Genomic DNA, 13,112 nt, shown 5'->3' on the forward strand with positions numbered 1-13,112 from the left:
ACGGGGCGAAGGAGGCGTGAGGGGTCAGCCCGTCAAAGCCGGTGGCTTGCCCTGCGTCACAGGCTGGGTGGCGTCGAGGTGCGCCCAGGCGATCAGCCGGTGGCTGCTGCCCCACTCCGGCTCGCAGGTGGTGAGCGTCAGATAGCGGCCGGGACCGTCGAAGGCGGCCGCGTCCCTGCGCAGCGGGCGGGGCACGGGGGCGATCACGCCGACGTCGGTGGGGAGGGTCCGGTACGGCGCGCGGGCGATCCGGTACGTGAACCAGGTGGTGCCGTCGGTGAGGACGACCGCGTCACCCGGCCGCAGCCGGGGGAAGTCCTTGAACGGATCTCCGTACGTGCGCCGGTGGCCGGCCACGGAGAAGTTGCCGGTCCCGCCGAGCCGGGCGGTGGCGGTGTAGTGGCCGAGCCCCTTCTTCAGGACGGCGGCTGAGGTGCCCTCCAGGACGGGCCACTCCCAGTCCCCGCCGAGCCGGGGGATGTACATGACGGCGATGCCCCGGCCGTTCGCGTACGGCTTCGGGGGCGGCGCGGCCGTGGCGGCGCCGGGGACGGGCCGCTCCACCCACTCCCGCTCCAGGGTGTCGATCTGCCCGGCGGTCGCGCTCTCCGCCTGGACGCCGGTCCAGTGCAGCAGGTACACGACGAAGAGGACGATCACGGTCCCGACGGTGATGCACAGCTCGCTGAACGTCCTGACGATCAGTCGCACCGCCACCGGCCGGGCCTCCCCGCAGTCAGCTCACAGGCTTCGCGTAGTGGAGATCCACTGTGCCGGAGTAGCCGGGCAGAGTCATCGCCTTGCGCTCGTCGACTTTCCAGCCGAGGCCGTAGGCCTTCACGTACAGCTGGTAGTTCTGCACGGCCGGCGCGTCGGCGAGCGCCTTGGTGAGCTTCTCCTGGTCACCCACGGCGGTGATCTTGTACGGGGGTGAGTAGACCCGGCCCTGGAGGATCAGGGTGTTGCCCACGCAGCGCACGGCGCTGGTCGAGATGAGCCGCTGGTCCATGACCTGGATGCCCCGGGCGCCGCCCTGCCAGAGCGCGTTCACGACGGCCTGGAGGTCCTGCTGGTGGATGACGAGGTCGTTGGCCTGCGGCTCGGGGTAGCCGGGGGCCGCCTGGGCGTTCGGAGGGGCGTCGTTCAGGGTGACCGTGAGGCCCTGACCGGAGATCGCGGTGGTGCCGGCGGCCCGCTCCAGGGCGCGCAGCTCGGCGTCCTCGGCGCGCGTGGAGCCGTCGTCGCGGGCGGCGAGGGCGTCAACCTCGCCGCGCAGGGCGGCGGTGGACTCGTCCAGGCCGGCGTTCTTGTGGCTGCGCTCCTCGATGAGGTCGGAGAGCCGCAGCAGCGAGGCGTCCGTGCGGATGTTCGTACCCTTGGCCGTGTTGAAACTGGTCACGAAGATCAGCCCGGCCAGGGCGAAGACGGCAGCGGTCAGCACCCGGACGGGGCGCCACCTGGTGGGTCGGCCCGGCCCGGGGGAAGAGTCGGCAGAATTGCTCAACGTACCCTGATCCCCTTCGGTGCCGTGGAACCACTACGCTAACGGACGCCCGGGGGACGCAGTGGTCCTCCTACGTCACCCAGCCGTCCCACCCCGGCGCCAGCCACAGTTCCCTGCGCGGTCACGCAGCGCATCGACAGGAGAGTCCCTCGTGCCGAAGTCACGTATCCGCAAGAAGGCCGACTTCACGCCCCCGCCCGCCAAGCAGGCCACCAACATCAAGCTGACCAATCGCAGCTGGGTGGCACCGGTGATGCTGGCGCTGTTCCTGATCGGGCTCGTGTGGATCGTCGTCTTCTACGTCACCGACGGCACGCTGCCGGTGAAGTCCATCAACAACTGGAACATCGTGGTGGGCTTCGGCTTCATCGCGGCCGGGTTCGGCGTCTCCACACAGTGGAAGTAGCCGCCCTGGCGGTGGTCGCGACGGGCTCCCGGCGTGCCCGTCAAGCCTTGCCCTGAACTTATCCACAGCGTTGTGCACAGCACTGGATAACTTACGAAGATCTGTGGATAACCATCGCCCCGGTTGACGCCGGTGTGACTGCGGCACCCTGGCACAGCTTCACCCGCGCCCCCTGATCTTCCTGGGAAATCCCAGCTCAGGAGCGGGGGGCGCGGTCGTTCTCCACGACATGCGCACAGTCCGCCACGCGCTGTGGATAACTCTGGGGAAAGCTTTGCGGTGAAGCTCGTCCACAGCCCTCTGCGCTCAGGTGAGCACTGCCGAGCGGACGAGGATCATCCCCAGGTCGATCAGCAGCACCAGGCCACAGGCTCCGTACTGCATGAGGTTCCGCTGCGCCCGCGGCGCGTGCAGCAGTCCGTAGGTCACCAGGGCGCCGCCGACGAGGCCGCCGATGTGGGCCTCCCAGGAGATCCCCGGCCGGGTGAAGGTCAGCAGCAGCGACAGGGCGACGAAGAGGACCACCGGCCGCATGTCGTAGCGCTGGCGGCGGGTCAGCACGGCCCAGGCGCCGATCAGTCCGAATACGACGCCCGAGGCGCCGAGCGAGGGCTGGTTCGGTGCGGCCAGCAGATAGGCGAGCGCGGAACCGGAGAGTCCGGAGAGCAGGCAGAGCGTGGCGTAGCGGATCCGGCCGAGCTCGGGTTCGACGATGCCGCCGATGACCCAGAGTCCCAGCATGTTGAAGAGGAAGTGCGGGATCTCCTGGTGGAGGAAGGTCGAGGTCAGCAGCCGGTACCACTCGCCGTCCGCGACGCCCACGATCTCGCCGAGCGGCGGGCTGAAGGCGTACCCGATCAGCGACAGCTCGTCCACGAGCCGGTCGCCGACCACCTGGACGGCGATGAAGAGGGCGAGGTTGATCGCGATGAGGATCTTGGTGACCAGACGGCCGTCCGATGCCACGCGGCCGCCGGCGAGCGTACGCGGCTGGTTGGCATCGGGCGCGTGGCCGGTGCCGGAGCCGTTGCGCACACAGTCCGGGCACTGGAAGCCGACGGACGCGGAGACCATGCACTGCGGGCAGATCGGCTTGTCGCACCGGGTGCAGCGGATGCCTGTCTCGACATCCGGATGGCGGTAACAACGCGGCAGGCCGGACTGCGACTCCATGGAGGTCCCTCCCGAGGAGATGGGGGCGGCGAGGCGGCGCCCCGCCTCACCTGTACGGACGGGCGGGGCGGAAAGGTTCCCCGCGTGGGCGGTTCCGCGGGGGGCGGCGGCGGGCGGCCCCGCCGGGGCGGCGACCGGTCAGCGGGTCTCGATGACGACCGACTCCAGGACCACGTCGTCGAGCGGCCGCTTGGTGTTCGGGTTGACGGGCGTCGCGGCGATCGCGTCGACGACCTTCTTGCTCGCCGCGCCGACGACCTCGCCGAAGATCGTGTGCTTACGGTTCAGCCACGTCGTGGCGCCGACCGTGATGAAGAACTGCGAGCCGTTCGTGCCCGGCCCCGCGTTGGCCATGGCCAGCAGGTAGGGGCGGTCGAAGAAGAGCTCGGGGTGGAACTCGTCGGCGAACTCGTACCCCGGCCCGCCGGTACCGTTCCCCAGCGGGTCCCCGCCCTGGATCATGAAGCCCTCGATGACCCGGTGGAAGACGGTGCCGTCGTACAGACGGTCCGCGGCGACCGTGCCGGTGGCCGGATGCGTCCACTCCCGCTCGCCCTGGGCGAGTTCCGTGAAGTTCCTGACCGTCTTCGGGGCGTGGTTCGACAGCAGCCGAATCTCGATGTCGCCCTGGCTGGTCCTGAGAGTGGCGTAGAGCTGCTCGGCCACGGTCCGCCTTCCGTAAGTCTCCACTGACGCGCATCGCATCCTCGCACGGAAGCGTCGTGGCCATGCCCCGGATGCCAGCCCCGCATGCCGTACCGCGTTCCGGCAGGCATGATTTCGAAAAGGGTGGAAAGGCGAAATACCGACACCGCCACCGAGTAGGAGGATGCCGTGACCCGGATGGACAGCGTGCGCGCCGCGACCGATTCGGCCAAGGACAGCGTGCTGCACGCCGCGGAAGTGGTGGCGCCTTATGCCGACACGGCCAAGGAGCAGGCCGCCCAGTACGCCGGCACGGCCAAGGACCAGGCCGCGCGCTATGCGCACGAAGCACGCGTCAAGCTAGCGCCGAAGGTCTCGCAGGCCGCTCAGCAGGCCCGCAAGCAAGCTCGTGTGCAGTACGACTGCCATGTCGCACCGCATGTACCGCCTCGGGTCGACGAGGCCGCGCATCGTGCCGCGGTGGTGACCCGCAAGGCCGCCCGTCAGGCGGCGGACTACACGGTTCCGCGTGTGGAACAAGCGGTCGCCGCCACCGGACCCGTTCTGGACGAGGCCGGTTCACGTTCGGTGGCCGCCTGGGCCGCGCTGCGCGGTCAGGTGACACCGAGGGAGATCGAGAAGCTCGTGCGGAAGCACGAGCGTCGGGCCCGGGCCGGTCGTCTCGCCAAGGGACTCGCTGTCCTCGGCGTGGTGGCCACGGGTCTCTTCGTCGCGTGGAAGTGGTGGGACAAGCAGGCCAACCCGGACTGGCTGGTCGAACCGCCCGCTCCTACCGAGGTCGATGAGGCCGTGCCGGAACCGTCGTCCCGTACGTCGCCGCTGTCGTCCGTCGACGGCAGTGGGGCTCTCGATCCCGAGGTGGAGGCCAAGGAGGCCGAGGCCGACATCGAGACGGATACGGATCGCGACGATCGTCGCTGAACCGCGAGGTCCGCTCGGCGTTCCGGCCGGGCCGTCGGGCCGGTCGTACCGGGTCCGCCGCGGCGTAGCGCGCGGGGAGCAGTGCAACGACTCCTCACGCCCTACGCCGCTGCGGCGAGCGCCCGGTCCGACAGCTCCGTCTGGTCCGCGAGCTCGGTCTCGGCCGACGTGTCGGCGCGCAGGTGGCGTACGGAGGGCGAGGAGTTGTGGGCCTCGGCCCGGATGCGCTGCTTGATCGTGGGCGGCAGGGAGCGCTCGCGGACGGTGGGCCACTGATACGCCGACCTCTGTGTCGGCACGGCCGCGGTCGGGCGTGCCCCGGTGGCGGTGCCCGTGGCCGGCTCCTCGGGCTGCTGGACGGTGGGAGCCTGCGCGGCGGCGGTGGACGCCAGGCCGACGGAGGCGAGCAGGGCGAAGAGTACGGAGATGAAGGCGGTCCAGAACTGCTTGACCTTGGCGGTGGCCATGGCCCCTCACTTTCGTGACGTTACGTTCGTGGTGTTCTCGGATGGTTCATTTCGGATTGCGCGCTTTTCGTACCTTCCTCATGATGGGGACGCGGATCCGGATTTCCCGGAGCTACGCCGCCACCGCGCAGTTCTTCCGATGAACACCACTCGGACGGCTCAGTGGGCCGCCGCGAGCTCCGTGGCGCCGTACGTCGTGGCGCCGCACGTCGCGCACCGGCGACCTTTTTGTCAGGTGCATGACATATACCTGCCCGGGCGGAACGACGAAAGCCCCTCCGAACCGCGCTGACACGGTTCGGAGGGGCTTGTCCGGTGGAGCCTAGGGGAGTCGAACCCCTGACATCTGCCATGCAAAGACAGCGCTCTACCAACTGAGCTAAGGCCCCGGAACGAGAACAGAGTACCGGGTCACCCCCTCTTTCCCGCAAAAGGATTGGGACTCCCGGTGGACGACCACGCTCCGTAAGATGCTGACCGGGGTTCGCAGTGGCGAACCCAAGGGATGGGGAGAAGCAATGGACGCAGTACAGCAGGAAGCCACGGCAAGAGCCCGCGAGCTTCAGCGCAGTTGGTACGGAGAGCCGCTGGGGGCGCTCTTCCGTCGGCTGATCGACGATCTCGGCCTCAATCAGGCCCGGCTCGCGGCTGTACTGGGACTGTCCGCACCGATGCTCTCCCAACTGATGAGCGGCCAGCGGGCCAAGATCGGCAACCCGGCCGTCGTCCAGCGTGTCCAGGCACTGCAGGAGCTCGCCGGTCTGGTCGCCGACGGCAGCGTCAGCGCGGCCGAGGCCACGGACCGGATGGACGAGATCAAGAAGTCCCAGGGCGGCTCCGTCCTCACCGGCACCAGCCAGACCACCACCAGCTCGGGCGCGCCGACCGTGCGCCGCGTGGTCCGCGAGATCCAGTCGCTGCTGCGCTCCGTCGCGGCCGCGGGCGACATCATCGATGCCGCCGACTCTCTCGCCCCCGCCCACCCGGAGCTGGCAGAGTTCCTCCGGGTGTACGGCGCCGGGCGCACAGCCGACGCGGTCGCGCACTACGAGTCGCACCAGAACTGACGCAGAGCAGCCGGTCCGGTCGGACGGACCCGGAACGGGGAGCGGGCGCAGCGCAATGGGTGAGGTCTTCGCTGGTCGGTACGAGCTGATCGACCCGATCGGACGCGGTGGGGTCGGTGCCGTCTGGCGCGCCTGGGACCACCGGCGCCGTCGGTACGTGGCGGCCAAGGTGCTCCAGCAGAGCGATGCCCACACGCTGCTCCGCTTCGTCCGGGAGCAGGCCCTCCGGATCGATCATCCCCATGTCCTCGCGCCGGCCAGCTGGGCCGCCGACGACGACAAGGTGCTGTTCACCATGGATCTGGTGGCCGGCGGGTCTCTGGCGCACGTCATCGGCGACTACGGGCCGCTGCCGCCGCGCTTCGTCTGCACGCTGCTGGACCAGCTGCTCGCCGGATTGGCCGCGGTGCACGCGGAGGGGGTCGTGCACCGCGACATCAAGCCGGCGAACATCCTGCTCGACGTCACCGGAACCGGCCGGCCGCACCTGCGGCTCTCCGATTTCGGCATCTCGATGCGCAAGGGCGAGCCCCGCCTCACCGAGACCAACTACGTGGTGGGGACGCCCGGTTACTTCGCGCCCGAGCAGATGCTGGGCGCGGAGCCGGACTTCCCGGCCGACCTCTTCGCGGTCGGCCTGGTCGCGCTCTATCTGCTCCAGGGCCAGAAGCCGGACTCCCGCGCCCTGATCGAGCACTTCCTCGCGCACGGGACGCCGGGAGCCCCGGAGGGGATCCCCGAGCCGCTGTGGCAGGTGCTCGCGGGCCTGCTCCAGCCCGATCCGCAGGCCCGCTTCAGGACGGCCACGGGCGTACGGAAGGCGCTGACCTCGGCGGTCGAGATGCTGCCCGAGCCCCGCCCGGACGAGGAGTCGGTCGAGGTCTTCGACCAGATCGGCCCGCTGCCCGCCGGATTCGGCCCGAACGGCCCAGTGGCCCCCGAGCCGCAGGCCCAGGCCACCCCCGAGCCCCAGCCTCGCCCGGCCGCCCCCGCACACGTACCCGTACAGCCGCAGGACCAGGCCCGGCAGCAGCCGACGGCACAGCCCGTGCAGCAGCCGCCGAGCCCCTCCGAGACGGGCAGCTTCCATCTGCCCCCGCCGCCTCCTCAGCCGGTCGCCGCCCCCACGCAGCCCCCGGTCCCCGCATCCGCGCACACGGCATCCCCCCATCACGCCGCCGCGCCCGACTTCGCCCAGGCCTCGACGGCCGCGGCCTTCCACCAGCCTTCTACTCGTCAATACACCGCTCAGGCCGGTCAGGTTCCCGCCCAGGTGACACCGTCCGCCCCGGCAAAGCGGCCGGGACCGCCCCCGAAGGTGGCGATCCCGGTGCTCTTCGTCGCGCTGGTCTGCTTCGCCGTCGGCATCTGGGCGCTGACCCAGACCTGAGGCCCGTCCCAGACCTGAGCCCGGCCCAGACCTGAGGCCCGTCACACGGACGTGACGACCCCTACCAGGCCGTCGGCGGGCCGAACTGCGGCGGGCCGCCCTGCGGACCGCCCGGACCGTCCGCACCGCCCAGCGGACCGCCCCGGGCCGCGTCCCGGGCGGCCCTGCGCCGCGCGGCGAGCGTCCACACACCGAGCCCGGCGACGAGGACCGTTCCGGCACCGATGCCGGCCGCCGCGACCAGGGCCATGCTGTCGCTCTTCTCCGCCTGCGGCCCGCTCGCGCCGCTGGCGGCCGCCTCCCTGTCGTCGGCGGTCACCTTGAACGGCCCGGAGTCCCCGTCGTACGCGGGCCCCGCCTTCGCCGTGCCGGTGACGCTCACTCGCAGGGACAGCGGCACCGGCTTGTCCCCGTACGCCTTGGCGACCTCCGGGCTCAGCGTCGCCGACAGGTAGTACCAGCCCGCGAACCGCAGGGCGTTGGTGTAGCTGTTGGAGGACCAGCGGTTCTCGAAGGCGACCGGCCGGTGCGGGTCGAGGGCCAGCGTCGCCGGCTTGCCGTCGTAGCTGACCGTGTCCTGGTCGACGTGGCCGCGCGCCGGGTTGTCGAGCGAGAGCACCAGCGCGTTGCCGATGTACTCGGTGGCACCGGTGGCGCTGCTGCCCAGCTCGGCGGTGGCGAAGATCTGCTGCCCCCAGTCGACGGGCACCCGGTAGAACAGCGTCTCCCCGGGCCTGATGTCCGCGCGCCACTCGCCCTGCTTCAGCGAGACGGCGTCGTGGAACCCCGCGCCGCCCTGCCGCTTCTGCGGGCCGCCGGCGGGCGGCGGGGGCGAGGCGGAGGGCCAGTTCTCCGGCAGCTCCGTGGGGCCGGTCTGCTTGACGCCGGGCTCGGTGACGTAGCGGATCTCCAGCTCCCAGTCGTCGGGCGTGGTGACGGCCTTCGAGGTCCGCTCGACCAGCACGTAGTAGGCGCCGGCCTGCTGGCAGGTGGAGCTGTCGGCCTCGATCGTGCGGTGGGCGTAGGCGGTGATGGGCCGGGTGAACGCGGCGGATTCGAAGGAGGAGTCCTGGTAGCCGCACTGCGCCGCGGAGCCGTCCTGGAGGCTGACCTTGATGCCGTCGCCGTACTCCGCCGTGCCTCCGGCCTTCGGCACGGCGACCACCGACACATACGCGTTCTGCTTGTCGTCGAGGTCGACCCGGTAATAGAGCCTGCCGTCCTTCTTGATGCTGTCCCGGTAGCTCTGGCCGGCCTTCAACTGCCGGGCGTCCAGGCTGGTGGCCGCGCCCTTGATCGGTGTGGCCCCGCCGTCGAAGCCGTACGAGCCCCCGCCCGCGGCCCATGCCGTCCCCGGCAGCGCCGCCCCGGGCAGCAGCGCCGCCGCCGTGAGCACCGCCGTCGCGACGAGCGCCCCGGCCGTCCGCCTCGCCCCCCGTCGCGTCGTCTCCACGCGCTGCGTCCTCACGCGCCTCTCCTCGTGTCCGTCGCTGTCCCGCCCCGTACCCGCCTCACGAGAACACCGCCCCCGCGATCAGTACGACGGCCCCGCCGCCCGCGAGGGTGGCCCCGGTGACGGTCCATCCTGCCCCGCCCGTCCCTCCGCTGTCTGCGCGTACCGAGGCTTCGCCTCGCTTGCCCCGCCGTTCCGCCACGGTCGCCGCACGTTTTGCTATAGCAACGTAGTTATTCGCTGGCGTGAACTCAAGAGGGGGGCGTCACGGCCCCGGAACAGCACGAAGCCCCGGCCGCGCGAACGCGGCCGGGGCTTCGCCCTCAGACTGTCTGCGACTCAGACACCCGAACCTGCGGGCACGGAGTCGGTCGCCTCCGTCCACAGATCCTGCTCGGCGCGATCCGCCTGGATCTGGCGGTACACGAGGAGCCCGCCGATGGCGGCCAGTGCGACCAGGAGAAGCTTCTTCACCGCGCGACCTCGTCTTTCGTTGACGTAGGAGACTTCTGACGCCCACTCTACACACCGACCGATACCGATCGGTGACCTAGGCAGGGCCGGTCGCGCGAAAAGCAATCGGCCCGAACGGGTGAACCGTTCGGGCCGATCTGTCTGTGGGGCTAACAGGATTTGAACCTGTGGCCTCATCCTTATCAGGGATGCGCTCTAACCAACTGAGCTATAGCCCCGCCGCGCTCTGCGGTGTGTGTCCCGCGCGCTGACTCCTGAAGATTAGCGCACGTGGGGGCCAGTCCCAAAATCGGTTCCGGAAGGCCCCCCGCGCCTCACTCGTCCTCGGCCAGCGTCAGCTCCACACCGCCCACGAAACCGGCCGACAGGTTGTAGATGAACGCGCCCAGCGTCGCCAGCGCGGTCATCAGGACCACGTCGATCACGGCGATCACCGAGGTGAACATCAGCACCCGAGGCAGCGAGAGGAACGACTGCAGATCGAAGCCGTTGGACTCGTTCGAGCCCGTCGCCTCGCTGATCGTGCCGCCGACGGTCGAGAAGACGCCCATGGCGTCCATGACCATCCACAGCACCGAGGCCGCCACGACCGTGCAGACGCCCAGCGCGATGGAGAGCAGGAAGCTCACCTTCATCACCGACCACGGATCGGCCTTGGCCACCCGCAGCCGCGCCTTGCGCGTACGGGGCGTGGTGCGGGCCCCCGTACGCGGGCGGCGCACCGCGCCGGTGTTCTGACCGCCGGCGGCCGGCGCCTGAGCGCCGTACGCCTGCGGCGGGTGGTACGGCCCGCTCTGCTGCTGCGCGCCGGCGCGATCGCCGGGCAGCGGCCCGTTGTACGTCTCGTACGAGGGCCCCTGCCCTCGGGTGTCCGTCACCGCAACCCCCTGGGAGTCCGTGGCGGAGCCACGGGCACCGTTCGCTCCGGCACCAGCAGCAGCTCCGGCAGCCGCCGAACCCGCGCCCGTGGCTCCACTCACGCTCTACTCCTCGTGCTCCCCGGCCGAGGGCTCGGTGCCCTCGGCTGCCTCGACCGCGGTCGCGGCCTCGACGCCTTCGCCGACCTCGGCGCCGGCCGCTTCGACCTCTTCGGCCTCGCTGCCCGCCTCGGCGTTCCGCGCGATGCCCACGACGGCATCCCGCTTCCCCAGGTTGATCAGCTGGACGCCCATGGTGTCACGGCCGGTCTCCCTGACTTCGTTGACTCGCGTGCGAATCACACCGCCGGACAGCGTGATGGCGAGGATCTCATCCGTCTCCTCGACCACCAGCGCGCCCACGAGCGAACCACGGTCCTCCACGATCTTGGCGGCCTTGATACCGAGGCCACCGCGACCCTGGACGCGGTACTCGTCGACGTTGGTCCGCTTCGCGTACCCACCGTCGGTGGCGGTGAAGACGAACGTACCGGGCCGGACGACATTCATCGAGAGCAGTTCGTCGCCCTCGCGGAAACTCATCCCCTTGACACCCGACGTCGCGCGTCCCATGGGACGCAGCGCGTCGTCCGTCGCGGTGAACCGGATCGACTGCGCCTTCCGGCTGATGAGCAGCAGATCGTCCTCCGCCGAGACGAGCTCGGCGCCGATCAGCTCGTCGTCGCTGCCGTCCTCCGCCTCGCGGAGGTTGATCGCGATGACACCGCCCGAACGCGGCGAGTCGTAGTCCTTCAGCGCGGTCTTCTTCACCAGACCGGCCTTCGTGGCGAGCACCAGGTACGGCGCGGCCTCGTAGTCGCGGATCGCCAGGATCTCGGCGATCTGCTCGTCCGGCTGGAAGGCCAGCAGGTTGGCGACGTGCTGGCCGCGGGCGTCCCGGCCGGCGTCCGGAAGCTCGTACGCCTTCGCGCGGTAGACCCGGCCCTTGTTGGTGAAGAACAGCAGCCAGTGGTGGGTGGTGGAGACGAAGAAGTGGTCGACGATGTCGTCCTGCTTCAGCTTCGTCCCGCGCACGCCCTTGCCACCGCGCTTCTGCGAGCGGTAGTCCTCGGTCTTGGTCCGCTTCACATAGCCGCCACGCGTGATGGTGACGACGATGTCCTCCTCGGCGATCAGGTCCTCGATGGACATGTCACCGTCGAAGGGCACCAGCTTGGAGCGGCGGTCGTCGCCGAACTTCTCGACGATCAGCGCCAGCTCCTCGCTGACGATCTGCCGCTGACGCTCCTCGGAGGCGAGGATCGCGTTGTACTCGTTGATCTTCGCCTGCAGCTCGTCGTGCTCGGCGACGATCTTCTGGCGCTCCAGGGCGGCGAGCCGGCGCAGCTGCATCTCGAGGATGGCGTTCGCCTGGATCTCGTCGATCTGCAGCAGACCCATCAGGCCCTCGCGCGCGACCTCGACCGTGTCGCTGCGCCGGATGAGCGCGATGACCTCGTCGATCGCGTCCAGCGCCTTGAGCAGACCGCGCAGGATGTGGGCGCGCTCCTCGGCCTTGCGCAGCCGGAAGCGGGTCCGGCGCACGATGACCTCGATCTGGTGCGTCACCCAGTGGCGGATGAACGCGTCCAGCGAGAGCGTGCGCGGCACGCCGTCGACGAGCGCCAGCATGTTCGCGCCGAAGTTCGTCTGCAGATCGGTGTGCTTGTACAGGTTGTTGAGGACGACCTTGGCGACGGCGTCGCGCTTGAGCACGATGACCAGACGCTGTCCGGTGCGGGACGAGGTCTCGTCGCGGACGTCGGCGATGCCGCCGATCTTGCCGTCCTTCACCAGGTCGGCGATCTTCTGCGCGAGGTTGTCCGGGTTGGTCTGGTACGGAAGCTCCGTGACCACCAGGCACTGGCGGTTCTGGATCTCCTCGACCTCGACGACCGCGCGCATCGTGATGGAGCCGCGACCGGTGCGGTACGCCTCCTCGATGCCCTTGCGGCCCACGACCAGCGCACCGGTCGGGAAGTCCGGACCCTTGATCCGCTCGATGAGCGCGTCGAGCAGCTCCTCGTGCGTGGCCTCGGGGTGCTCCAGCGCCCACTGGGCACCGGCCGCGACCTCGCGCAGGTTGTGCGGCGGGATGTTGGTCGCCATACCGACCGCGATCCCGGCCGATCCGTTGACCAGCAGGTTCGGGAAGCGCGCCGGCAGGACCGTCGGCTCCTGGTTCCGGCCGTCGTAGTTGTCCTGGAAGTCGACGGTCTCCTCGTCGATGTCCCGGAGCATCTCCATCGACAGCGGCATCATCTTGCACTCGGTGTACCGCATGGCCGCGGCCGGGTCGTTGCCCGGGGAACCGAAGTTGCCGTTGGAGTCCACCAGCGGCATCCGCATCGACCAGGGCTGGGCGAGTCGGACGAGCGCGTCGTAGATGGAGGAGTCGCCGTGCGGGTGGTACGTACCCATGACGTCGCCGACGACGCGGGCGCACTTGTAGAAGCCCTTCTCGGGCCGGTAGCCGCCGTCGTACATCGCGTACAGCACGCGACGGTGGACGGGCTTGAGGCCGTCACGGACGTCGGGCAGCGCACGCGACACGATGACGGACATCGCGTAGTCGAGGTACGAGCGCTGCATCTCGGTCTCGAGCCCGACGGGCTCGATCCGCAGCACCGGCTCTTCTTCTTCGGTGGTCACAGGGGGGTTCTCGTCGGCCATT

13 protein-coding genes and 2 tRNA genes are annotated in these 13,112 nt (G+C 70.0%); 4 read left to right on the forward strand and 11 right to left on the reverse strand.

Going from position 1 to position 13,112, the window contains the following annotated elements; all coding sequences use genetic code 11:
- Nucleotides 1–24 precede the first annotated feature (24 nt).
- Both ACZ3IJ_RS14130 and ACZ3IJ_RS14135 read right to left on the reverse strand, forming a co-directional pair.
- Nucleotides 25–717: a class E sortase gene (locus tag ACZ3IJ_RS14130; protein WP_467467989.1), complete on the reverse strand. Its 693-nt coding sequence runs from the start codon at nucleotides 715–717 to the stop codon at nucleotides 25–27.
- 19 nt (nucleotides 718–736) lie between these two features.
- Nucleotides 737–1,504: a DUF881 domain-containing protein gene (locus ACZ3IJ_RS14135; RefSeq protein WP_467467991.1), complete on the reverse strand. Its 768-nt coding sequence runs from the start codon at nucleotides 1,502–1,504 to the stop codon at nucleotides 737–739.
- A 151-nt stretch (nucleotides 1,505–1,655) separates the two neighbouring features.
- Between ACZ3IJ_RS14135 and crgA the strand changes: the two genes are divergently transcribed.
- A complete protein-coding gene (gene crgA / locus ACZ3IJ_RS14140) occupies nucleotides 1,656–1,910 on the forward strand; it encodes a cell division protein CrgA (protein ID WP_137988265.1) in 255 nt (84 codons plus the stop codon).
- A 306-nt stretch (nucleotides 1,911–2,216) separates the two neighbouring features.
- On the opposite strand, the gene ACZ3IJ_RS14145 is transcribed toward crgA, so the two are convergent.
- Both ACZ3IJ_RS14145 and ACZ3IJ_RS14150 read right to left on the reverse strand, forming a co-directional pair.
- Nucleotides 2,217–3,083, reverse strand: a complete 867-nt coding sequence (locus ACZ3IJ_RS14145; RefSeq protein WP_467467993.1) for a rhomboid family intramembrane serine protease — start codon at nucleotides 3,081–3,083, stop codon at nucleotides 2,217–2,219.
- 138 nt (nucleotides 3,084–3,221) lie between these two features.
- Nucleotides 3,222–3,749 (reverse strand): peptidylprolyl isomerase, encoded by a 528-nt coding sequence (locus ACZ3IJ_RS14150; protein ID WP_383166763.1) that lies wholly within the window; start codon nucleotides 3,747–3,749, stop codon nucleotides 3,222–3,224.
- Nucleotides 3,750–3,917: 168 nt separating this feature from the next.
- Between ACZ3IJ_RS14150 and ACZ3IJ_RS14155 the strand changes: the two genes are divergently transcribed.
- Nucleotides 3,918–4,670, forward strand: coding sequence for a DUF5324 family protein (locus tag ACZ3IJ_RS14155; protein WP_467467995.1), 753 nt, complete (start codon nucleotides 3,918–3,920; stop codon nucleotides 4,668–4,670).
- A 101-nt stretch (nucleotides 4,671–4,771) separates the two neighbouring features.
- On the opposite strand, the gene ACZ3IJ_RS14160 is transcribed toward ACZ3IJ_RS14155, so the two are convergent.
- Entirely contained in the window at nucleotides 4,772–5,137 is a 366-nt protein-coding gene (locus tag ACZ3IJ_RS14160; protein WP_467467997.1) for a DUF6344 domain-containing protein, read from the reverse strand.
- Between the two features lie 316 nt (nucleotides 5,138–5,453).
- Nucleotides 5,454–5,526 (reverse strand) — tRNA-Ala (locus tag ACZ3IJ_RS14165).
- A 129-nt stretch (nucleotides 5,527–5,655) separates the two neighbouring features.
- Between ACZ3IJ_RS14165 and ACZ3IJ_RS14170 the strand changes: the two genes are divergently transcribed.
- The gene (locus tag ACZ3IJ_RS14170) at nucleotides 5,656–6,204 is read left to right on the forward strand and encodes a helix-turn-helix domain-containing protein (protein ID WP_352187237.1); all 549 of its coding nucleotides are present in this window, start codon (nucleotides 5,656–5,658) and stop codon (nucleotides 6,202–6,204) included.
- 55 nt (nucleotides 6,205–6,259) lie between these two features.
- Nucleotides 6,260–7,594, forward strand: a complete 1,335-nt coding sequence (locus ACZ3IJ_RS14175) for a serine/threonine protein kinase (RefSeq protein WP_467467998.1) — start codon at nucleotides 6,260–6,262, stop codon at nucleotides 7,592–7,594.
- A gap of 61 nt (nucleotides 7,595–7,655) precedes the next feature.
- Here the strand turns inward: ACZ3IJ_RS14175 and ACZ3IJ_RS14180 are convergent, their stop codons facing one another.
- The 5 genes from ACZ3IJ_RS14180 to gyrA form a co-directional block, all read right to left on the reverse strand.
- Complete coding sequence (locus ACZ3IJ_RS14180) at nucleotides 7,656–9,062, reverse strand: hypothetical protein (RefSeq protein WP_467468000.1); 1,407 nt, start codon at nucleotides 9,060–9,062, stop codon at nucleotides 7,656–7,658.
- A 324-nt stretch (nucleotides 9,063–9,386) separates the two neighbouring features.
- A complete protein-coding gene (locus ACZ3IJ_RS14185; RefSeq protein ID WP_003958712.1) occupies nucleotides 9,387–9,521 on the reverse strand; it encodes a DLW-39 family protein in 135 nt (44 codons plus the stop codon).
- A 144-nt stretch (nucleotides 9,522–9,665) separates the two neighbouring features.
- Nucleotides 9,666–9,739, reverse strand: a tRNA-Ile gene (locus ACZ3IJ_RS14190).
- A 96-nt stretch (nucleotides 9,740–9,835) separates the two neighbouring features.
- Nucleotides 9,836–10,501 (reverse strand): DUF3566 domain-containing protein, encoded by a 666-nt coding sequence (locus ACZ3IJ_RS14195; protein ID WP_467468002.1) that lies wholly within the window; start codon nucleotides 10,499–10,501, stop codon nucleotides 9,836–9,838.
- Nucleotides 10,502–10,504: 3 nt separating this feature from the next.
- Nucleotides 10,505–13,111: a DNA gyrase subunit A gene (gene gyrA / locus ACZ3IJ_RS14200; protein ID WP_467468003.1), complete on the reverse strand. Its 2,607-nt coding sequence runs from the start codon at nucleotides 13,109–13,111 to the stop codon at nucleotides 10,505–10,507.
- Nucleotide 13,112: the final 1 nt, after the last annotated feature.

It is taken from the genome of Streptomyces sp. NPDC013317, assembly GCF_055563155.1.

Excerpts from the sequence above, each read along its gene's own strand:
- ACZ3IJ_RS14170 (WP_352187237.1), top strand. The coding sequence starts at position 5,656 with ATGGACGCAGTACAGCAGGAAGCCACGGCAAGAGCCCGCGAGCTTCAG.
- ACZ3IJ_RS14175 (WP_467467998.1), top strand. The coding sequence starts at position 6,260 with ATGGGTGAGGTCTTCGCTGGTCGGTACGAGCTGATCGACCCGATCGGA.
- ACZ3IJ_RS14145 (WP_467467993.1), bottom strand. The coding sequence starts at position 3,083 with ATGGAGTCGCAGTCCGGCCTGCCGCGTTGTTACCGCCATCCGGATGTC.
- gyrA (WP_467468003.1), bottom strand. The coding sequence starts at position 13,111 with ATGGCCGACGAGAACCCCCCTGTGACCACCGAAGAAGAAGAGCCGGTG.
- ACZ3IJ_RS14160 (WP_467467997.1), bottom strand. The coding sequence starts at position 5,137 with ATGGCCACCGCCAAGGTCAAGCAGTTCTGGACCGCCTTCATCTCCGTA.